The following is a 21,740-nucleotide window of genomic DNA, read 5'->3' as shown; positions in this document are numbered from 1 at the left end:
GAATAGATTTTTATAAAAGGAGGATGTTTTTATGGCAAGAGGAGGATTTCCAGGCGGATTTGGTGGAGGAAATATGAACAACCTAATGAAGCAAGCGCAAAAACTTCAAAAAGATATGGAGCAAATGCAAAAGGACCTTGAAACTAAGGAGTTTGAAGCTTCAGTTGGTGGTGGTGCTGTAGTTGTAAAAGCAAATGGTAAAAAAGAAGTAGTTTCAATTAACATAAAACCAGAAGTAGTTGATGCAGATGATGTTGAAATGCTAGAAGATTTAGTTCTTAGTGCAGTAAATGAAGCATTAAGAAAAGCAGAAGAAGAAAGCGCAAATAAGATGGGGAAATTAACTGGTGGAATGAATATACCAGGACTTTTCTAATAAATAATAATTTATATTGTTTTTAGCTTTTTAATTAAAAATCATAAATTAACAATTGATGTTTAATTAGTTATAAACAATTCATAATTATAGTTAAGACATAAAGGGCGAATTTATTTCGCCTTTTTATATATTCAAATTACAGAAAGGATGATTTTATGGATTTTTATCCAGTTGCTATAGAGAAGCTTATTGAGGAATTTGCCAAACTACCTAGTGTTGGGCAAAAGACGGCTCAAAGATTAGCATTGCATGTATTAAATCTTCCAGAAGATGAAGTTAAAGAATTTGCAGATGCTTTAGTTAAGGCAAGAGGAACAATAAAGTATTGTTCAATATGTGGTAATTTTACAGACAAGGATCCTTGTTCAATATGTTCTAATCCAAGTAGAGACAAGGATATAATTTGCGTTGTAGAACAGCCTAAAGATATAATGACTATGGAAAAAGTTAAAGAATATAATGGAGCATATCATGTATTGCATGGGAATTTATCACCGATGCAAGGAAGAGGCCCACAAGATATAAGAATAAGAGAATTAGTTGCTAGAATGAGTGCTGATGTTAAAGAAGTAATAATAGCAACAAATCCTAATATCGAAGGGGAAGCAACAGCAATGTACATATCAAGAATTTTGAAGCCTTTAGATATTAAAGTTACTAGAATTGCATCAGGAATACCGGTAGGAGGAGACTTGGAGTATGCTGATGAAGTAACGCTTTCAAAGGCACTAGAAGGTAGAAAAGAGATATAAATATAACTGAAAGGTGGATATATGAGTAAAATATTAAAATTTCTATTTAGTAGAATGGCAATTATTGGACTTCTTATTTGTCTTCAATTAGCAATTCTTATTTTCGCTATATGGAAGCTTACAGAATCTTTTGTATATCTATATGTATTATTTTCTCTAATAAGTATATTTGCAGTTATTTATATTGTTAGTACTAAGGATAATCCATCATACAAGCTTGCATGGACTATACCAGTATTGTTAGTTCCTGTATTTGGTGGATTGTTCTATTTACTATTTGGATTAAGAAAAACCACTAAGAAATTTAGGGCAAAAATGATTAATATACATAATGAAACTGCTAAATTATTAACTCAAGATAGAGATATACTTAATGAGATTGAAAAAGAGGATAAGGGTGTTGCAAACCAAGTAAAATATTTAAATAAGTATGCAGCAAGCCCTATATATAAGAATACTACCACGAAATATTTATCACCTGGAGAGGATTTTTTTGAAAAACTAAAGGAAGAATTAAAAAAAGCAAAACATTATATCTTTATGGAATATTTTATAATTCAAGAAGGAGTAATGTGGGATAGTATATTAGAAATACTAGAGGAAAAAGTAAAAGAAGGCGTAGATGTAAGATTAATATATGATGACATGGGATGCTTAAGAACCCTTCCGTATAAGTATGATGAAAAATTAAGACAAAAGGGAATAAGATGTTTATCATTTAATCCATTTGTACCATTTTTATCAGTTATAATGAACAATAGAGATCATAGAAAAATTACAATAATAGATGGTCATACTGCATTTACAGGTGGTATAAATTTAGCTGATGAATATATAAATGAAATAGTTAGATTTGGTCATTGGAAAGATTCTTCGATTATGATAAGAGGAGAGGCTGTCTGGAATTTAACTATGATGTTCCTTGAATCATGGCAATTTAATTGTGGTCAAAAAGAAGACTATGAAAAATATAAGCCATATGTAAATTACGATAAGGAGTTTAAGGGGGATGGATATGTTCAACCTTATGGTGATAGCCCTCTTGATGATGAAACAGTAGGAGAAAATGTATACTTAAATATTATAAATAAAGCAAAAGAATATGTTTATATAAACACTCCATATTTAATAGTTGACAATGAATTAGTAACTGCTTTAACTTTAGCAGCGAAAAGTGGTGTAGAGGTTATAATAGTTACTCCACATATAGAAGATAAGTGGTATGTTCATATGGTTACAAGAGCATATTATGCTCAGCTTATTGAAGCAGGAGTAAAGATATATGAGTATACACCTGGATTTATACATTCTAAGACATTTGTATCAGATGATGAAATAGGTGTTGTAGGAACTATAAATATGGATTATAGAAGTCTTTATTTGCATTTTGAATGTGGGGTTCTACTTTATAAAACAAAATCATTGATGGAAATTAAAAATGATTTTATGGAAACATTAGAAGTTTGTAAGTTAATAACAATAGAAGATTGCCATAGAATTAAATGGTCAAATAAATTTATAACTGCTATATTAAGAGTTTTTGCACCATTAATGTAAGAAAAATTAATTATCCCTGAATATTTATGTTAAAAATTGGATAATAATTTAATATATAAATTATTTGGGAGGATAATAATGGATAAGAGGGTAATTTTAGATTTATTAATGCAAAGTGCAGAAAGAAATAGGACAGAGTACAGTGAGGACGACTTAGAATTATTAAGTGCTATAAAAGATGCTATAACAGAAATGGAAGTAGCGAGATCACTATTCAATTCAGTAAGTGATCCTCAGTTAATTGAATTAGCTATCCATGCAGAAGATGTGGCCAAGACTAGATACAATTACTTAATAACTATGGCTAAAAAAAGAGAATTAAAAAGAATAAATTAATATATTAATAAATTAATATTATTGTTGGATAATACATAATATTAATCGGAGGGAATTTATATGGATTTAAATATTATTTTATATGGGTTAATAGGGCTAGTTTTATTATATTTATTAATAAAATTTTTGAAATGGCCATTAAAAGTCTTAATAAATGGTGTTATAGGAATAGTTTTATTATACCTAACAAATATTGTAGGTTCTTATTTTGGATTTTCTATAGGAATAAATGCAATAACAGCATTGATAGCAGGATTTTTAGGAGTTCCTGGTGTTATATTTTTAGTAATATTTCAAATGTTTTTATAAAAGTGAAAGAGATTCAGTTTTAATTGAATCTCTTTTATTTTAATGAGAGAGGGAACTTATAGTTCCCAAAAGTTTATATAGATGGGAGTTAGAAGTTTTTTTCAATCTATTATGAGTGAAAAGCCTCTTATGAGATCAGTATATGGAGGTTGTAAAAATTCGTTACTATAATTTTTTTATTCCTTCATTTTTTTATTTTTTTGATTTGCAAAATATTACTAAGCCTATATATTGACTCATGTGATAAAATAAATATAAATTAATTTTAATGGGGGGATTGTTATGCCAGCAGGTAATGGAATAAATTGCAACTATTGTCCAGAGTATAAAAGGGGTTGTAATGGTGATGATAAAGGATGTCTATGCTATAAGTGTCCTAGGCATTTGGGACAATGTATGTGTGTAAAATATTGTAGGGAAACGGAGTCGATTCTAACATTTGACAATTATTATGAAGGGACTGATTAGATGAAGGAAAAAGGAAAGAAGTTTATAAGTGAATTTAAAGACTTTGCGATGAAAGGAAATGTATTAGATCTAGCAATTGGGGTAATTATAGGTGGAGCTTTTAATAAAATAGTTTCATCATTAGTTAAGGATATTATAATGCCGCCAATTGGACTTATTACTGGAGGAGTTAACTTTTCAGAGCTTGCATATGTATTAAAGCCAGGAGAAGGTGGAAGTGATCCAGTCACATTGAATTATGGATTGTTTATTCAAAATATAGTTGATTTTTTAATCATAGCACTATCAATATTTATATTTATAAAAATAGTTAAAAAATTAAATAGTAAGAGTGAAGAGGAAGCTAAAAAAGAAGAAGAGGAAAAAGAGAAAAAATTAACAGTGGAACAAGAACTGTTAACAGAAATAAGAGATTTATTAAAGAATGAACAAAAGGCTTAAAAAGAATAGTTGCTACATATTTTACATAATAAATATAATTTAAATTATAGGTTATAGCATTTTTAGAGAATATAAATGATGCTATAACCTATTTTATTAATAAAAATAGTGTTTAAAAATATTATTATTGCATAATATGATAATAAAAATTATTATTTTAATAATTGAAAAGTGATTGTAGTAGCATTATGTCTACAAAGCAATATTATTATAAAAAGATTAATAAAATAGTTGTTAATGGTGTAAAAAAGTAGTAAAATTAACAATAATTAAATAAGCAATAAAAATAAAGATTATATGGGGGAGTGGAACGATGCATAAAAAGCTATTTATTCCTGGGCCAGTTGAGGTAAGACCAGATGTTTTAGAACAGATGGCAAAGCCTATGATTGGTCATAGAAGCAAAGAAGCTTCAGAGCTTCAAAGAAGAATTAGTAATAACTTAAAAAAGTTGTTTTTCACAGAAAGTGAAATACTACTTTCAACTACATCAGGTAGTGGACTTATGGAGGGAGCTATAAGATGCTGTACAGCAAAGAGGGCTGCTGTATTTTCCGTTGGGGCATTCGGAAAGAGATGGTATGAAATGGCAACCTCGAATAACGTTCCTGCTGACTTATTTGAAGTAGAAATGGGAAAAGCAATTAAGCCTGAAATGGTTGATGAAGCATTAGCAACAGGTAAATATGATTTAGTGGCAGTAACTCATAATGAAACATCTACAGGGGTAATGAATCCAATTGAAAGTATTGGTAAAGTTGTAAAGAAATATCCAGATGTAGTTTTTATAGTAGATACAGTTAGTTCTGCTGCAGGAACAAAAATTGAAGTTGATAAATGGGGAATAGACATTTGCTTAACTTCAACTCAAAAAGCAATTGGATTGCCACCAGGTATGGCAATATGTACTTTTTCAAATAAAGCAAAGGAAAGAGCAGAAAAGGTACCAAATAGAGGATTTTATTTAGATTTATTATCTTTATATAAATATATTCAAAAGAAGGATTACCAATATCCATCAACACCATCTATACCACATATGTATGCACTTGATTATCAATTAGATTATATATTAAATAAAGAAGGTCTAGAAAATAGATTTAAAAGGCATATAGAAATGGCTAAAGTTGTTAGGGAATGGGCAAAAAAATATTTTGAAATTTTCCCTGATGAAAATTATTTATCTAATACTTTAACTACTGTTAAGAACAATAGAGGCATAGATGTTTCTGCATTAAATAAAGAATTAGGTAAAAGAGGATTTCAAATATCAAATGGATATGGAAGTTTAAAAGATAAAACATTTAGAATAGCTCATATGGCAGATTGCCAAATGGAAGATGTAAATGAGCTTTTAAGAAATATAAATGAAATTTTGGGGTTAGAGTAATAATTATAAAGTGTGAATATAATGGCTATGATGAATTAGTCATTATTAATGATATAAAAATCGGGAAAATAATATATATCATTAAGTTTTAATTTGTAATTTATAATAATTATGAGCAATGAGAACAGGGGGCAAAGAGATGTTCAGAATATTAGTAAGTGATGGTTTGCAGGAAAATGCAATTAATAAATTATTAGAATTAGGTTTTGAAGTTATAGATGAACATTATGATAAAGAAGTTTTAGGAGAGAAGCTTAAAGATTTCGAAGCTTTAGTAGTAAGGTCTGCAACAAAAGTAACTAAAGATGTATTAGAAAAAGCTTCAGGCGGAAAATTAAAACTTATAATAAGAGCTGGGGTCGGAATAGATAATATAGATATATATACAGCTCATGAAAAAGGAATAACAGTTAAAAATACTCCAAATGCAAGTTCAGACTCTGTTGCAGAGTTAGCACTAGCTCATATGTTTGCTGTAGCAAGATTTGTTGGAACTTCAAATTACACTATGAGAAATGGTGAATGGAATAAGAAGAAGTATGAGGGAATTGAACTTGGGGGTAAAACATTAGGAATAATAGGTATGGGTAGAATAGGTAAGGCACTTGCTAATAAAGCTACAGCTCTAGGTATGAATGTAGTTTATAATGATGTATTTGGTAAGCAAGATGATATAAAATATGAATTTTTAGAATTAAATGATCTACTTAAAAAATCAGATTTTATTTCCTTACATGTTCCTTATGATAAAGAAAATGGATCTTTAATTAGAAAAGAAGAGTTAGAGCTTATGAAAGATGGGGCTTATATAATAAATTGTGCAAGAGGGAAAGTAGTAGATGAAAAAGCTCTATTAGAAGCATTAGATAGCGGTAAAATTGCAGGAGCAGGGATAGACGTGTTTGCAGTAGAACCAAATACAAATGAAGCATTAGTTAATCATCCAAGAGTTAGCTGTACTCCACATATTGGTGCATCAACAATGGAAGCACAAGATAGAATTGGAGAAGAGGTAGTTTCAGTTATACAGGAGTTTTTTAGCTAGGCGATAGATTTAGGAGGAATTTTAATGGCAGTCATAAGACCTTTTAAAGGTATAAGACCTATAAAAGAATTAGCAAATAAAATAGCAGCACTTCCGTATGATGTAATGGATAGTGATGAAGCTAGAGAGATGGTAAAAGGTAATCCTTATTCATTTTTACATGTAGATAAAGCTGAGATAGACTTACCAAATGATATTGATGCATATGATGATAGGGTTTATGAAAAAGCAAAAGAAAATTTAGATAAAATGATTGAAAAGGGATATTATATAGAGGATGAAAAACCTAAATTTTATATTTATAGACAAGTTATGAAGGGAAGAAGTCAAGTTGGACTTGTTGGTTGTGCTTCAATAGATGATTATACTAACAATATAATAAAAAAGCATGAGCTAACAAGAGAAGATAAAGAAATTGATAGAATTAATCATGTTTATAAATGTGAGGCTCATACAGGTCCTATATTTTTAACTTATAGGGCAAACAAAAATATTTCAAATATAATAAATGAATGGATGAAAAAAGAGCCAGTCTATGATTTTAAGTCAGAAGATGGAGTATCACATACTGTATGGATCATAGAGGATGAATGTATAGTAAATAAAATAAGTGAATTATTTAAATCTGTAGAATATTTGTATATTGCTGATGGACATCATAGATCAGCATCAGCAGTAAAGGTTGGACATATAAAGAGGGCAGAGAATGAAGAGTATACTGGAGACGAGGAATTCAATTATTTCTTATCAATTTCATATCCAGATAGCGAGTTAGAGGTATTGGACTATAATAGAACTGTTAAAGATTTAAATGGACTTTCAAAAGAAGAGTTTTTAAATAAGGTAAGTGAAAATTTTATAGTTACTAAAAGTAATGAACAAGTTAAACCAAAAGAAAAGCATACTTTTGGAATGTATTTAGAAAAACAATGGTATTTGCTAGAAGCTAGAAATGGAATATTTAATCCAGATGATCCAGTAGATCAACTAGATGTTTCAATACTTCAAAATAATCTTTTAAAACCGATATTAGGAATAGATGATCCAAGAAAATCTAAAAGAATTAAATTTGTTGGAGGAATTAGAGGATTAAGAGAACTAGAAAGAAGAGCAGATACAGATATGAAAGTTAGTTTTTCTATGTATGCTACGACTACTGATGATATTATGGATATAGCAGATAGCGGAAGGATAATGCCTCCAAAATCAACATGGTTTGAGCCAAAGCCTAGAAGTGGACTTTTTATTCATAAATTTTAGGGTTTACTAGAATAAAATATTAAGAAAAGAATAAAAAAAGTATCATTATAAATATAAAGTTAATTAAAGAATAAGATAAAAGAGTTATAAAAATCTAAGATATAAAGATTAAAATGATTATATCTAAGCTTATAACTCTTTTTTTATGAAAATAAAAAGCTGAATTTAGAAATATGTTTATATAAAGGCCTAAGAACGCAATACCATAAAATTGATTAATTAATATAGATTCGAAATATTTTTATATAGTTATATGTATAATTTTAGGGGGGAGGACATAGTTTATAATTGGGCATCAAATGCATTTATTATTATATTTAAAAGACTTTAATGAATTATTATTTGTATATTTGGAATAATAATAATGTTATTTAGTAGAAGGGATGTGTTTAAATTATGTCAGTAAAAAATGCAATGACAGTAGATTTTTTAAGTTCGGCATATGGTGGAGAAAGTATGGCTCATATGCGTTACACAATTTGGGGTGACTCAGCTGAAAAGGATGGTTATCCAAATATAGCAAGACTTTTTAGAGGAATTGCGTATGCAGAATGGTGTCATGCTAAGAATCACTTTAATGTATTAAATGAGCAGTTGGGAGATAAAACAGTTGCAGCTGGAGCTATATTTGGTCATACAAATATAGTTGAAAACCTACAAGGTGCAATCGATGGTGAATTACACGAAATAGATCAAATGTACCCTGTTTATTTAGAAACTGCAAAATTCCAAAATGAAAGTGATGCTCAAAGATCTTTCCATTATGCTTTAGAAGCAGAAAAAATACATGCTAAAATGTTTAAAGACGCTCAAGATATGGCTAAGCAACAAAAAGATATAAGTGATGAAACTATTTATGTATGTCCAATTTGTGGATTCACTGAAATTGGAGATAATGTAGAAAACTGCCCAGTTTGTGGTGCAAAAAAAGATATATTCAAATCTTTCTAACATCAAAATTATTTCAAATAATTATATGATAAATAAAGACATATGCATTTTATTTGCGTATGTTTTTATTTATTTAGTGGTTATAAAAAATTTATTCTATTTATAATGTTTTGCTATTATGTTAGTTTTTATAATAAGTAAAATTGTGACTTCAATCACATAAAATGGGACAAGTTTGTTTTATAATTTAGTTAAGTTAAAAATAGATAAAAGTAAGGATAGGAGTTACATATATGAATATAGATAACCTAGAAAGACAACATTTAGATATAAAAGGATTATTAAAAAAAATTAATAGCATTTTAAGCATAAGAAATATGGAAGATAGTTTGGATGAATTAGTTTGGGATATAAACACACTTGCTGGAAAGTTAAATATTCATATGAAAACAGAGGACAAGTTTTTGTATCCAGAATTAATTAATAGTAGTAATACTAATTTAAGAAATATATCTAAAGAATATAGCGAAGAAATGGGAAGTATTCACATAATATTTACTGAGTTTAAAAATCAATTTAATACTAAAAATAAGATATTAAATGATAAAGATAAATTTTTGATAGAAAGCAAAAAAGTATTGAAACTATTAGAAAATAGAATAGAGAAAGAAGATAAAAGCTTATATCCTAAAATTAAATCTCTATAATAAAATGAAAACAGATAGACTATTAAATTCCATTGCCTATCTGTTTTATTTTATTATAGTTTTTCTAACATACTCTTTAAAATTATAGTTGAATTTCTAACTGCTATAGGAATAAACTTTTCATAATCCATATGAGCTCCATTATTAGCATTATCAGATATTGATCTAATAACAACACATGGAATATTATTTAAATAACATACATGGGCAATACTTGCACCTTCCATTTCACAAGATATTGCATTAAATTCCTTTTCAAACCATTGAATTTTTTCAACACTTGATATAAATTGATCTCCAGATACGATTCTACCAGAGAATGTATTAATTTCTTTAATATCTTCACATGCAGCTAAAGCAGCGTTAACTAATTTATCGTCGCATTTAAAAGAAAAAGTATCTAACCTTGGAATTTGACCATGGGGATCACCAAATACAGTTGTATCCATATCATGTTGAACTAAGTCTGTTCCAACAACAACATCTCCAGGATAAATATCTTTACCAATTCCGCCTGCAACTCCTACATTTATTATAGAAGATACTCTATATTCAGATATTAATATTTGAGTACAAATAGCAGCATTTACCTTACCAATACCACAAACAACTGCAATTATATTTTTATCCCCTAGAGTTCCTTTATAAAAAGTCATATTTGCTTTCTTTGTTTCTTCTTCAATAGACATATCTTTTAGAAGTAATTCTAATTCCTCAGCCATTGCACTTATAATTCCTAAAATCATGACTAACCTCCTTGAAATATATTTGCAAAGCAAAATAATTAAGAAATGAAATAATGAAGTAATGAACAAATTAAGGTGAAAATCCTTGGTAGATCTTTGAATATAAAGTACTTCGCACTTATAATTTAATTTTTGCGTAGCAAAATAACCTTAATTCTTTTACTTTTTCATTTTTTTATTCTTTCATTATTAAATAGTCTTGCAATTTATAACTTATATTATCATATAATAAAATTCGTTTAAATAAAACATATAATTTTATTATTAGAAATTATGTTAAGTTATACTATTTTTATTATATGGAAAATAATATTATTGTATATAAATAAATAATAGTCTAAAATAAGATATAAATTAAAATTATTCTTTGGTGAAATATACATAAGATATAAAAAGGAGAGAAGTGAATGTTACAACATCCATTATCTAGAACAGAATTACTTATAGGAAATGATGGACTAGAAAAACTAAAAAATTCAAAAGTAATGGTATTTGGAGTTGGTGGAGTAGGAAGCTTTGCTGTTGAAGCGTTAACAAGAGCTGGAGTTGGAACCTTAATATTAGTTGATGATGATACTGTTTGCTTAACTAATTTAAATAGACAAATACATGCTACATATGGAACTATAAGCAAAGTAAAAGTTGAAGTTATGAAAGAAAGAATACTTACTATTAATAGAAAGTGTAATGTTATTACTCACCAAGTATTTGTTACTCCAGAGAATTTGGCAGAATTAATTCCTGATGATGTTGATTATGTAATAGATGCAATTGATACTGTATCTGCTAAAATAGCTTTAGCAAAGTACTGCTACGAAAAGAATATTAACATAATTGCATCAATGGGAACAGGAAACAAGCTTGATCCAACACAATTTAAAGTTGCTGACATATATGATACGAAAGTTTGTCCTTTAGCTAAGGTTATGAGATATGAATTAAGAAAAAAAGGTGTGAAAAATCTTAAAGTTGTGTATTCAGAAGAAAAGCCAAGAAGACCGAAAGATGAAGATGTGGTTACTTGTAAGACTGGTTGTGTTTGTACAGGTGGTACTAAAAAATGTGCAATTAAAAGACAAATACCAGGAAGTATATCATTTGTTCCTCCAGTTGCAGGTATGATCCTTGGTGGAGAAGTTATAAAATCTATTATAGGTGAAATTTAATTGATATATAAGTTATGTGAAAGACGAAAGAACTAGCGGTTAAATAAAATTGTTTTATATCATTTAAATAAAGCTAGTATTTTATTGTATTATATAAAATTTAAGTAATAAATATTTAAAATTCAGGAGTAAGATTTGTTATTTTTTATAATGAATCTTACTCCTGAATTTTTAAATATCTTTATCTTTTGAATTTTTTACTCTATAACTTTTAGGAGAAATTCCAGTTACTTTTTTAAACATTTGGCTGAAGTAAGAGGAGTTTCCAAAGCCAACGATGGAAGCAATATCTCTAATTGAATAGCTAGTAGTGGCTAGTAAATTTTTAGCTTCCTGAATACGCTTGTTTATAACATAGTTTATAGGAGAAACCCCTATATGTTTAGTGAATGTATGAACTAAATGAAATTTATTCATATAAGACAAATCAGATAAAAAGTCTAAAGTTATATTTTGAGCATAGTGGGAATCAATATAATTTTTTATTTTTACACATTCTAAGTTTAATTTTTCTTGAGATTCTTCTATAAATTGTAGCGATGTTGTGCTGCGTATGATGTGAGTTATGAATAGTGTTAAGATACTTTTACATGCATGTTCATAATTAAATTCTTTATTTTCTACTTCATTAATTAATTGATTAAAGTAATTAAGTATCAAATCTTTATCTTTAGAAAAGTTCATTATTTTATATAGATTAATTTGTTGTTCATTATTAGTCAAACTATAGGATTCAGGAAAATTTAACAACAGGTTGTCTACCCCGAGAACGATATATTCTAAAGGGGAATCTGATAAAGATGATTTTTCTGTATGTAAACAGTTGGGATTAATTACAATTAGGTCCCATTTATTAACATTAACAATAGCATCATCTAAATGAAAGGCTCCTTTTCCATCAGTTATAAAAAATATTTCTGTGAATGGATGAAAATGAGCTGTGCTATGCCAATCGTTTTCAAATTTTGATTTACTGATATAAAGTAGTTCATAATTTGGATCATAGTTCTTTTTATTGATTAAATATCTTGTATTACCCATGATACACCTCCAATCTACATATTGTTTTATTTATTATAACACAATATATATAAATTTTTAATAATATTTAGATAGCAATATTACAATAAAACTGAGCAACAATATTATTGTGTAAAAGGTTTCATGAAGGTAGAATAAATATATGTAGAGAGAGAAATGAGGGGAGGAATTATAAAAATGCGCAAGAAAAGCACTGTAAATAAAGTGTTTATAGGATTTTCAGTAATCCCGGCACTAATACTTTTTATATTATTCATGGTAATTCCAACTATAAATGTATTCTGGATGTCATTATTTAAATGGGGGGGATTATCAAATAACAAGAAATTTGTAGGATTGGACAACTTTACAATATTATTTAAAGATAGCAATTTTATTAAAGCGTTTCAAAATACAATATTTCTATTAGTAATAGTAACGGTTGTAACTATGATTTTAGCAATAGCTTCAGCCGCAGTATTAACTAGAAAAGATACTAAATTCAAAAATTTCTTCAGAGTAGTTTTCTATTTTCCTAATATTTTATCAGTTGTAGTTATATCAGCTATATTTTCAGCAATTTTAGATCCTGAAAAAGGGATAATAAATGCAAGTCTTGGTTCGCTCGGTTTAGAAAATTTAAAACGAATGTGGCTTGGTGATCAAAAGGTAGTTATATGGTGTATAGCTATTGCAATGATATGGCAAGCAGTAGGTTATTATATGGTAATGTATATGGCAAGTATGAGTAGTATTCCGGAAAGCCTTTATGAAGCAGCAGAATTAGAAGGGGCATCAAGATGGAATCAATTTTTACAAATAACATTACCTTTAATTTGGAATGTTATAAGAACTACTTTAACATTCTTTATAATCAGTACAATAAATTTAAGCTTCTTATTTGTAAAGGTTATGACTGCTGGTGGACCTGATGGATCATCAGAAGTTTTCCTAAGTTATATGTACAAGCAGGCGTATTCTAACTCATCATATGGGTACGGTATGGCTATAGGAGTAATAATATTTATTTTCTCTTTTGGATTATCACTAGTAATAAGTAAAGCAACAAAAAGAGATGTAATAGAATTCTAAGGAGGGATTGATATGGAAAAATCATATAAAAAGGCATCAACAGAAAAGTTAATGAAAATTTTTACTTATTTATGTTTAACTATATTTGCTTTAAGCATATTAATTCCTTTGGGATGGGCTGTATTAGCATCATTTAAGCATAAATCGGAGTTTTATGGTAATCCATGGGCATTACCAAAAGGATTTTACTTAGAAAATTTCCGTAAAGCATTTATTGAAGCAAACATGGGTGAATATTTTATTAATTCAGTAATAGTAACTGGACTAGCGTTAATAATTTTATTGGTTGTATCTATACCTGCAGCCTATGTTTTATCAAGATTTGAATTTAAAAGCAAAAAGGTATTAAATTTACTATTTTCAGCTGGATTATTTATAAATGTAAATTATATTGTTGTACCTATATTCTTATTGGTATTAGATGGAGAAAAGTTAGTAAGAAATATCTTTGCAATACCAGCAAGTATGACAGTATTTTTAGATAGCAGAATAGTAGTTAGTATTATTTATGCATCAACAGCTTTACCTTTCACTATATACTTACTTATGACATTTTTTAAATCATTACCTAAGGCATATGAAGAGGCAGCTTACGTAGATGGATGTAGTAATTTAAAAACTTTAATTCACGTTATAATGCCAATGGCCAAGCCTAGTATCATAACAGTTATATTATTTAATTTCTTAGCTTTTTGGAACGAATATATAATTGCACTAACTATGCTTCCTAATAAAGCAAAAACATTACCATTAGGATTAATAAATTTAATGCAAGTTCAAAAAACAGCAACTGATTACGGAGCTCTATATGCTGGTTTAGTTATAGTTATGATTCCAACAATAATTTTATATATATTAGTTCAAAAGAAACTTACAGAAGGTATGACAGTAGGCGGAATAAAAGAATAATAGAGGAGGACAAAAATGAATAAAGGGAGAGTTACAATTCCAACGGATGATAATTTTATAAAAGAGACAATGGAGATAGCAGAAAAGTGGGGGGCAGATGCAATACGTGATTGTGATGGATTTAAGCTACCAAGAGAAATAAAGGGATTAGCAGAAAAGATATATTCTACTTATTTTGTTGCACGTGGTGATAATAAGTGGGCAGAGCAAAATATGGAAGAATTACAACAAACTTATTTAATGACTAAGCATCATTTAGCTACTAGTGAAACATTAGTAATAAAAATAATGGAAGGATATTTTGATCAGCAAGTAAAGCCGGATTCTTATCATGATGTTAAAGAATTTTGGGAAGTAATAGATAGGACAACTGGAGAAGTTGTTGATTTAAATAAATGGAGCTATAACGAAGAAACACAAGAAGTAATAATAAATGATGCAAAAGCCTGGCATGAATACACAGTATCATTCTTAGCATATTGCATATGGGATCCTACCCAAATGTATAATCATATAACTAATAATTGGGGAGATAGACCTCATGAAATGCCATTTGATGCAAGAAAACCAAAGACAAACAAGTATATTTTTGAGGCAATGCATAAATGGTTAGATGAGCATCCTGAAACTGATGTAGTTAGATTCACAACATTTTTTTATCACTTTACATTAGTATTTAATGATAGAGCAAAGGAAAAGTATGTTGATTGGTTTGGATATAGTTCAAGTGTAAGTGCTGAGGCCTTAAGAGAGTTTGAAAAAGTAAAGGGATATAAGCTAAGACCAGAGGATATTATAGACCAAGGATACTACAATAGTTCATTTAGAGTTCCAAGCAAAAAGTTCTTAGATTACATGGATTTTCAACAAGAATTCGTAGCTAATAATGTTAAAAAGCTTGTTGATATTACTCATGAACATGGAAGAGAAGCAATGATGTTCCTTGGTGATAACTGGATAGGAACAGAGCCTTATGGTAAATATTTTGAGAATATAGGATTAGATGCAGTAGTTGGATCTGTTGGTAGCGGTGCTACTCTTAGAATGATATCAGATATTCCAGGGGTTAAATATACTGAAGGACGTTTTCTACCATACTTTTTCCCAGATACATTTTATGAAGGAAATGATCCTACTATAGAAGCTAGAGAAAACTGGATAACAGCTAGACGTGCAATAATGAGAAAACCAGTAGATAGAATAGGATATGGAGGATATTTATCATTAGCATATAAGTTCCCTAATTTTGTTGATTATATAGAGAGTGTATGCAATGAATTTAGAGAAATATATGATACTATAAATGGAAATAAGCCTCATTGCGGATTAAAAGTTGCAGTTCTTAATTGTTGGGGTAAATTACGTACATGGCAAACACATATGGTTGCACATGCCCTATGGTATAAGCAAATATATTCATATCTAGGAGTGATAGAATCTTTAAGTGGTATGAGTGTAGATGTAAGCTTTATAAGTTTTGATGATATAAAAAATCAAGGAGTTCCAGATGGCATTGATGTAATTATAAATGCTGGAGATGCAGGCACTGCATTTAGTGGTGGAGAAAAATGGCTTGATGAGGAAATTGTTACTAAAATTAGAGAGTGGATATATAACGGCGGAGGATTCATAGGAATTGGAGAGCCTTCTGCTGTACTAAATGGAGGACATTACTTCCAACTTTCAGATGCTTTAGGAATAGATAAGGAATTAGGATTCTCATTAAGTACAGATAAATACTTCAAGCAAGAGTTGGATAAGCATTTTATAACAGAAGATATATTTGAAGAGTTAAACTTTGGAGAAGGTCAAAAAAATATTTATTCAGTAAAAGAATCAACTGAAATAATAAAGTACACAAATGGCGATTTATTAATGGCTGCAAATAGTTATGGAAAAGGTCGTACTGTATATATAGCTGGATTACCATATTCAATTCAAAACACACGTATTCTAACAAGAGCTTGTTATTATGCAGCAAATAAAGAAAGTGAAATGAAGAGATGGTATTCAGATAATCCTTATTGCGAAGTATCGGCTTATTTGGAATCAAATAGATATGCGGTTATAAATAATTCTAATGAAAAGCAAACATCAAATATTTATGATGGCGAAGGTAAATTAATTGTTATGGAATTAGATCCTGCAGAAATAAAATGGATTGATATAAAATAATATTAAATTGAATGTGAATGATGAGTAGGTTGATTTTCTGCTAAAGTTTTTATCACATCCTTAAAGGAGGAAGCAAGATGGTAAAAAATATAATTTTAACTGTGATATTTTTTCTATCCATGTTTTTGGTTATTAAAGGTAATACCATTAATGGTTATTTAGGATTATTAATAATATTTATAGGTATGGCAGGGATTCTAGGAGAACTATATATCTATAATAAAAAGTATCAATAAAACAATATTGAGAATATAAGCAATATTAATAAAATAATAAGCAAAAATATTATATAAATAACGTTTACAAAGTAATAGAATTAAAATATAAATTATTAATTGGTATATTAAAAAGGGGAAAGGGAGGAAATGTAATGAAAAAGAGAACATTAGCCTTATTATTAAGCTCACTTATGGTAATGACTAGCTTAACTGGATGTGGAGGAAAAGGAGATAGTACAGGAGCCTCTGCTGGTGAAACAAAGACTTTAAAAATTGCTGCTTTTGAAGGTGGATATGGAAAGGTTTATTGGGAAAAATTAAAGGAAAACTTTGAAAAATCCCATGAAGGCGTAACCGTTGAATTAACAGTTGCTTCTAATATAGAAGAAGTTATTCGTCCTCAAATTCAAGCAGGAAATGTTCCGGACTTTATATATTTAGCAACTGGAAGACCAGATGCATTAACTGAAACATTTACTAAGGAACAAGGATTACAGGATTTATCAAATGTACTAAATATGAAAGTTCCAGGAGAAGATGTAACAGTAAAGGATAAATTACTACCTGGATTTACAGATAGCTATGCTACAAATCCATATGGAGATGGAAAGACATATTTATTGCCATTATTCTATAGTCCAACAGGTTTATTCTATAATAAAACTTTATTTGCTGAAAAAGGGTACGAGCTTCCAAAGACTTGGGATCAAATGTTTGCTTTAGGTGACAAGGCAAAGGCTGATGGAATATCATTATGGTCATATCCAACTGCTGGTTATTTAGATTGTATGATTCCACCAATGCTTGCAGCAGCAGGTGGAGAAGAGGCATTTAAGGATGCTATGAATTATAAAGAAGGTTTCTGGACTTCTGAACCAGCAACTAAAGCATTAGAAACAGTAGGAAAACTTAAGGATTACTTAGATCCAACAGTTGTAGCAAATGCTAATAATCAAAGTTTTAAAAATAATCAACAGTTAGTTTTAGATAATAAAGCGTTATTTATACCAAATGGAACTTGGTTACCAGATGAAATGAAGGATGCTCCAAAGGCAGATGGCTTTGAATGGGGATTCATGGCTTATCCAGCATTTAAGGATGGTGGAGACCAATATTCTGTAAGCTTTATAGAACAAATGTATATTCCAAAAGATGCTAAAAATAAAGAATTAGCTGAAGAGTTTATGGCTTATATCTATAGTGATGAAGCAGTTAAGATTATAGCTGAAAATGCTAAGGGAGTTGTTCCTGTTAAGGGATCTATGGAAATTGCAAATCAATATTTAGAGCCATTACAAGTTGAGTTATTAAAGATGTATGATAACGGTGCTAAAGCTTTACTTGGAGTTTTTGCAGCAACTGAACCAGTAGAAGGATTAACATATTCTGATATATATGTTGGTACAGTTGATTCAGTAATGACTGGAGATAAATCAGTTAAAGATTGGCAAACATCATTACAAGAAGCTACAGATAAGATGAGGGCAAATATAATAAAAAATTAATGATAAATAATATGGTGTAAAAATTTAACAAGGGGTATTTTTCTAAACTTAAATTTTTATAATTCTTACTCTATAAAACAATAAAAAAACTCAGCTCTAGCTGAGTTTTTTTATTGTTTTATTTGTTACTATATTCCTACTATAATTTTATATGACAATATCCATTTGGATTTTTCTTTAAATATTTTTGATGATACTCTTCAGCTTTATAATAATTAACTAACGGTTTTACCTCTGTAACAATTTTTTTATCATATTTTTTTGTTCTTCTTCCTTGCTTTTAAGAAGTGTATCCAAGTCATTTTCATCTAAATAATACATGCCTGTTCTATATTGACTTCCGACGTCTGGTCCTTGTCTATTTAATACAGTGGGGTCAATTATTGACCAATATTCATTTAATATATGTTCCAATGATGTTTTGTTTTCATCATATTCAACTAAACAAGCTTCAGCAAAATAAGTATTTTTATTGCATACATCCTCATAAGTTGGATTTTCAGTTCTTCCATTTGCATATCCTACTTCTGTAGATACTACACCATTTAATCTAGATAGAAATTCTTCTACTCCCCAAAAGCATCCACCTGCTAAAACTATTCTCTTCATTTTATCACTCCTTTATAAATTTAATTGTATAAATTATTTAAATATATTATACATCTATAAAGAAAATAAGCTATATTTATTTAAAAGATATGTTGATATTCATTTTGTCTTCTGTTATTTGATCTAATAGTTTTTCTAAAGAAATTTTAGTGTTAGAGATAACCTTATTATATATTTCATCACTTTTCATAGTTTCCTCAAAACCTTTATTCACTTCTTCTTGAATTAAATCGAACTCTTCAGAAGTTAATTTTATTTCTCCAAATCTAAGTAAACCATTAGAGGATTCTTCATACTCTGTTTTTTTTCTATTAATATTAATGCTAAAGATTTCAGGCTTAGTTAATATTATATTTAGTTCTTTATTTTTATTATCAATGTTTATATCGTCAGTAGTAATTTGGGATAAATCTATAGAATATGAGCAGTTAGCAAAGAATCTTATTCTTTTATATTTCTTTAATATTTTAAGTTCGCCCCAACTTTTATCTATTGTTACCGTTTTTGAAAGTTCTACTTCTAGAGGAATTATTTTATTGACATTTTTAATTTCTTTAACTAAACTTTCCTCAGAAATTATTTTTATATTATTAATATTTGAATGGTTTGAACTATTTGCTTGTGATCTACAATTTAAAAATAATTTACAGACTAGTAGGGTTAATGATAGTATTAGAAAAAACTTAAAAAAACTTTTTACACTATTCTTTTTATTATTATTTCTATTTTTTTTGAAAAGCTTTAAAATAAGCATATAAACTCCTAAGATACTTAATAGTAATTAATTATATGAAAGTTTATTTGTAATAATGAACATTAATTCAATTTCGAATATTGATTAATTAGTCGAATATAATATGTTGTGCATAATGTACGTTTATCGTTATAATATAATTATTGGTATGAATATATACAACTTAGGAGATTTTGTTATGAGCGAAAACAGAGGAATAAGTATAGATTTAGTTAAAGGGACATTTAGCGATTATATTATAAAAGATAAAAATAATATATTTATAGGAAGATTTACTATAGTTGAGCTAGATAAGGACAATAAAAAATGTACCGTTAAACTAAAGTTTTATAAAGAAAATAAATATGAGTTATTAAAAGAAACTGTAGAAAGTATATTAAGAGCTATATTTAAAGATATAAATATATATAAGACCAATGTTTTAGTAGATGAAAATATTGATTATAAAGTATTTTTAGATTTAGGATTTACATTAGAAGGGATATTTACTGAAAATCTTTTTTCTAATGGAGTATTTTTAGATGAATTAAGCTTTGGAATAAATAGAAATGAGTATAACAATACTCAAAGGAGTTTCCTAATTAATTTAGTTGGAGAAAATGTAACTGTAAGAAATTTGACTCCTGATTGTGCAGAAGCTTTATTAGAATATAACATAAGAAATAAAGATCATTTAAGTAATTTTGAGCCAAGTAGGGATAATAACTTTTACACATATGAGGTTCAAAGAGATATTTTATTAGAAGGTTATAAACATCTAATGAGTGGTACTGGAATAGACTTTGGAATATATATAGGTGAAAAACTAATTGGTAAGATTAAGATATCTAATATAGTTTATGGAGTTTTTAAAAGTGGAATAATAGGATACTCTATTGATAAGGACTTTCAAGGTAGAGGGTACATGAAAGAAGCATTAAGATTAGTTATAGATTATGCAAGAGATGAGTTAGAGTTGCATAGATTAGAAGCTTCTGTTTTAACAAATAATGAAAAATCAAAAGCCGTACTTAATGGATGTGGGTTTGAAAAAATTGGGTTAAATGAAAAATACTTATTTATAAATGGGGCCTGGAAGGATCATATAACCTTTTTTAAGATATTAGAAAAATAATATTAATTATTATACGTGATAAGAGGAAGGTGTTTATGAAAGAGATTATATTAAATAGAAATACAACTGTAGTGAAATCTTTTAATAACAACATATTACTTGTAAGGGAAAAAGGAAAGGAAAAGATACTTTTTCAAAAAGGAATAGGATTTGGCAAAAAAACAGGAGATATTATAAAAAAAGGGACTTCAGTAGAGAAGGTGTTCATAATTGAAGATAAGGAAAATCAAAGAAATTTTAAAGAAATCTTAAATAGGGTAGATACAAAATTAATTGCATTAGTTGAAGAGGTAATTGCTGAAATAACGGATGAATTGGGAGAGGATCTTAATGAGAATATTCATGTAGGATTAGTAGATCATTTATTTTATGCAATAAAAAGGCTAGAAGATAACGAAGAGATACAAAATCCTTTCTTAGTAGAAATAGAAACCTTATATAATAAAGAGTTTGAAATGGCTAGTAGATTGGCAAATAGAATAAGTGAGGAATTAAAATTAGATATACCTGAAGGAGAAAAAGGATTTATTGCCTTACATATTCATTCAGCCAGAAATAATGGAAAGTTATCTAATACTATAAAATATAGCTTTTTAAGTAATTCTATAATTGAGCATGTTGAAGATAGATTAAATATAGAAATAGATAGAAGATCTTTAGATTATGCAAGGTTCCTAACTCATATAAGATTTGCCATAGAAAGAATAATTACTGATACACCGATAAAAAATGATTTGATTGATATTATAAAAGAAAAATATGGGGTATCATATGAAATTGCAGAAGAGACAAAAAAAATAATCTGTAGAACTTTAGAGATTCCGACTATATCAGAAGATGAAGTTGCATATTTAGCAATGCATATAGAGAGATTTAGAGTTTCAATTATAAAATAAA

At 28.4% G+C, this 21,740-nt stretch carries 23 protein-coding genes and 1 pseudogene; 20 read left to right on the top strand and 4 right to left on the bottom strand.

Annotation, left to right across the window (positions count from 1 at the left end; all coding sequences use genetic code 11):
- Window positions 1–31 precede the first annotated feature (31 nt).
- The 12 genes from CSBG_RS00130 to CSBG_RS00075 all read left to right on the top strand — a co-directional run bounded on the left by CSBG_RS00130 (window position 32) and on the right by CSBG_RS00075 (window position 9,535).
- Window positions 32–376 (top strand): YbaB/EbfC family nucleoid-associated protein, encoded by a 345-nt coding sequence (locus tag CSBG_RS00130; RefSeq protein WP_008675995.1) that lies wholly within the window; start codon window positions 32–34, stop codon window positions 374–376.
- Between the two features lie 158 nt (window positions 377–534).
- The gene (recR, locus tag CSBG_RS00125; RefSeq protein ID WP_008675993.1) at window positions 535–1,131 is read left to right on the top strand and encodes a recombination mediator RecR; all 597 of its coding nucleotides are present in this window, start codon (window positions 535–537) and stop codon (window positions 1,129–1,131) included.
- Between the two features lie 21 nt (window positions 1,132–1,152).
- Window positions 1,153–2,688 carry a cardiolipin synthase gene (cls, locus tag CSBG_RS00120; RefSeq protein ID WP_008675991.1) on the top strand — a complete coding sequence of 512 codons (1,536 nt, stop codon included), beginning with the start codon at window positions 1,153–1,155 and terminating at the stop codon, window positions 2,686–2,688.
- A gap of 78 nt (window positions 2,689–2,766) precedes the next feature.
- Window positions 2,767–3,024, top strand: coding sequence for a DUF2508 family protein (locus CSBG_RS00115; RefSeq protein WP_008675989.1), 258 nt, complete (start codon window positions 2,767–2,769; stop codon window positions 3,022–3,024).
- A gap of 60 nt (window positions 3,025–3,084) precedes the next feature.
- On the top strand, window positions 3,085–3,333 hold the full coding sequence (locus tag CSBG_RS00110) for a pro-sigmaK processing inhibitor BofA family protein (protein WP_008675987.1): 249 nt from the start codon (window positions 3,085–3,087) through the stop codon (window positions 3,331–3,333).
- Window positions 3,334–3,615: 282 nt separating this feature from the next.
- Complete coding sequence (locus CSBG_RS00105; protein ID WP_008675985.1) at window positions 3,616–3,801, top strand: hypothetical protein; 186 nt, start codon at window positions 3,616–3,618, stop codon at window positions 3,799–3,801.
- Entirely contained in the window at window positions 3,802–4,242 is a 441-nt protein-coding gene (gene mscL / locus CSBG_RS00100; RefSeq protein WP_008675984.1) for a large-conductance mechanosensitive channel protein MscL, read from the top strand.
- Window positions 4,243–4,555: 313 nt separating this feature from the next.
- A complete protein-coding gene (locus CSBG_RS00095) occupies window positions 4,556–5,632 on the top strand; it encodes an alanine--glyoxylate aminotransferase family protein (protein WP_008675981.1) in 1,077 nt (358 codons plus the stop codon).
- A gap of 139 nt (window positions 5,633–5,771) precedes the next feature.
- Window positions 5,772–6,677 carry a D-2-hydroxyacid dehydrogenase gene (locus tag CSBG_RS00090; RefSeq protein WP_008675979.1) on the top strand — a complete coding sequence of 302 codons (906 nt, stop codon included), beginning with the start codon at window positions 5,772–5,774 and terminating at the stop codon, window positions 6,675–6,677.
- Between the two features lie 24 nt (window positions 6,678–6,701).
- A complete protein-coding gene (locus CSBG_RS00085) occupies window positions 6,702–7,937 on the top strand; it encodes a DUF1015 family protein (RefSeq protein ID WP_008675977.1) in 1,236 nt (411 codons plus the stop codon).
- 396 nt (window positions 7,938–8,333) lie between these two features.
- On the top strand, window positions 8,334–8,888 hold the full coding sequence (locus CSBG_RS00080) for a rubrerythrin family protein (protein ID WP_008675976.1): 555 nt from the start codon (window positions 8,334–8,336) through the stop codon (window positions 8,886–8,888).
- 233 nt (window positions 8,889–9,121) lie between these two features.
- Window positions 9,122–9,535, top strand: a complete 414-nt coding sequence (locus CSBG_RS00075; RefSeq protein WP_008675974.1) for a hemerythrin domain-containing protein — start codon at window positions 9,122–9,124, stop codon at window positions 9,533–9,535.
- Between the two features lie 53 nt (window positions 9,536–9,588).
- Here the strand turns inward: CSBG_RS00075 and CSBG_RS00070 are convergent, their stop codons facing one another.
- Entirely contained in the window at window positions 9,589–10,281 is a 693-nt protein-coding gene (locus CSBG_RS00070) for a 5'-methylthioadenosine/adenosylhomocysteine nucleosidase (protein WP_008675972.1), read from the bottom strand.
- Between the two features lie 407 nt (window positions 10,282–10,688).
- Between CSBG_RS00070 and CSBG_RS00065 the strand changes: the two genes are divergently transcribed.
- Window positions 10,689–11,447 (top strand): tRNA threonylcarbamoyladenosine dehydratase, encoded by a 759-nt coding sequence (locus CSBG_RS00065; RefSeq protein ID WP_008675970.1) that lies wholly within the window; start codon window positions 10,689–10,691, stop codon window positions 11,445–11,447.
- 171 nt (window positions 11,448–11,618) lie between these two features.
- Here the strand turns inward: CSBG_RS00065 and CSBG_RS00060 are convergent, their stop codons facing one another.
- Complete coding sequence (locus CSBG_RS00060) at window positions 11,619–12,488, bottom strand: AraC family transcriptional regulator (protein ID WP_008675968.1); 870 nt, start codon at window positions 12,486–12,488, stop codon at window positions 11,619–11,621.
- A 177-nt stretch (window positions 12,489–12,665) separates the two neighbouring features.
- On the opposite strand from CSBG_RS00060, the gene CSBG_RS00055 reads away from it, so the two are divergent.
- The 5 genes from CSBG_RS00055 (at window position 12,666) to CSBG_RS00040 (ending at window position 18,366) form a co-directional block, all read left to right on the top strand.
- Window positions 12,666–13,559, top strand: coding sequence for a sugar ABC transporter permease (locus tag CSBG_RS00055; protein ID WP_008675967.1), 894 nt, complete (start codon window positions 12,666–12,668; stop codon window positions 13,557–13,559).
- Between the two features lie 12 nt (window positions 13,560–13,571).
- Window positions 13,572–14,468 (top strand): carbohydrate ABC transporter permease, encoded by an 897-nt coding sequence (locus CSBG_RS00050; RefSeq protein ID WP_008675965.1) that lies wholly within the window; start codon window positions 13,572–13,574, stop codon window positions 14,466–14,468.
- A 15-nt stretch (window positions 14,469–14,483) separates the two neighbouring features.
- Window positions 14,484–16,643, top strand: a complete 2,160-nt coding sequence (gene gnpA / locus CSBG_RS00045; protein ID WP_008675963.1) for a 1,3-beta-galactosyl-N-acetylhexosamine phosphorylase — start codon at window positions 14,484–14,486, stop codon at window positions 16,641–16,643.
- Window positions 16,644–16,720: 77 nt separating this feature from the next.
- Window positions 16,721–16,879: a hypothetical protein gene (locus CSBG_RS18430; protein ID WP_165438775.1), complete on the top strand. Its 159-nt coding sequence runs from the start codon at window positions 16,721–16,723 to the stop codon at window positions 16,877–16,879.
- Window positions 16,880–17,013: 134 nt separating this feature from the next.
- Entirely contained in the window at window positions 17,014–18,366 is a 1,353-nt protein-coding gene (locus tag CSBG_RS00040; RefSeq protein WP_008675961.1) for a carbohydrate ABC transporter substrate-binding protein, read from the top strand.
- Window positions 18,367–18,505: 139 nt separating this feature from the next.
- On the opposite strand, the pseudogene msrA reads toward CSBG_RS00040, so the two are convergent.
- Window positions 18,506–18,975, bottom strand: a pseudogene (gene msrA / locus CSBG_RS00035) (peptide-methionine (S)-S-oxide reductase MsrA).
- A 76-nt stretch (window positions 18,976–19,051) separates the two neighbouring features.
- Entirely contained in the window at window positions 19,052–19,729 is a 678-nt protein-coding gene (locus CSBG_RS00030; protein ID WP_008675957.1) for a DUF4230 domain-containing protein, read from the bottom strand.
- 178 nt (window positions 19,730–19,907) lie between these two features.
- Here CSBG_RS00030 and CSBG_RS00025 point away from each other — a divergent pair, with 178 nt between their 5' ends.
- The gene (locus CSBG_RS00025) at window positions 19,908–20,843 is read left to right on the top strand and encodes a GNAT family protein (RefSeq protein ID WP_008675955.1); all 936 of its coding nucleotides are present in this window, start codon (window positions 19,908–19,910) and stop codon (window positions 20,841–20,843) included.
- Between the two features lie 35 nt (window positions 20,844–20,878).
- Window positions 20,879–21,739, top strand: a complete 861-nt coding sequence (locus CSBG_RS00020; protein ID WP_008675953.1) for a PRD domain-containing protein — start codon at window positions 20,879–20,881, stop codon at window positions 21,737–21,739.
- Window position 21,740: the final 1 nt, after the last annotated feature.

Origin of the sequence: Clostridium sp. 7_2_43FAA (assembly GCF_000158375.2) — a bacterium.
Lineage (GTDB): Bacteria > Bacillota > Clostridia > Clostridiales > Clostridiaceae > Clostridium > Clostridium tertium.
The sequence above is the reverse complement of the archived record's forward strand: the minus strand, read 5'-3'. Positions and strand labels throughout refer to the sequence as shown.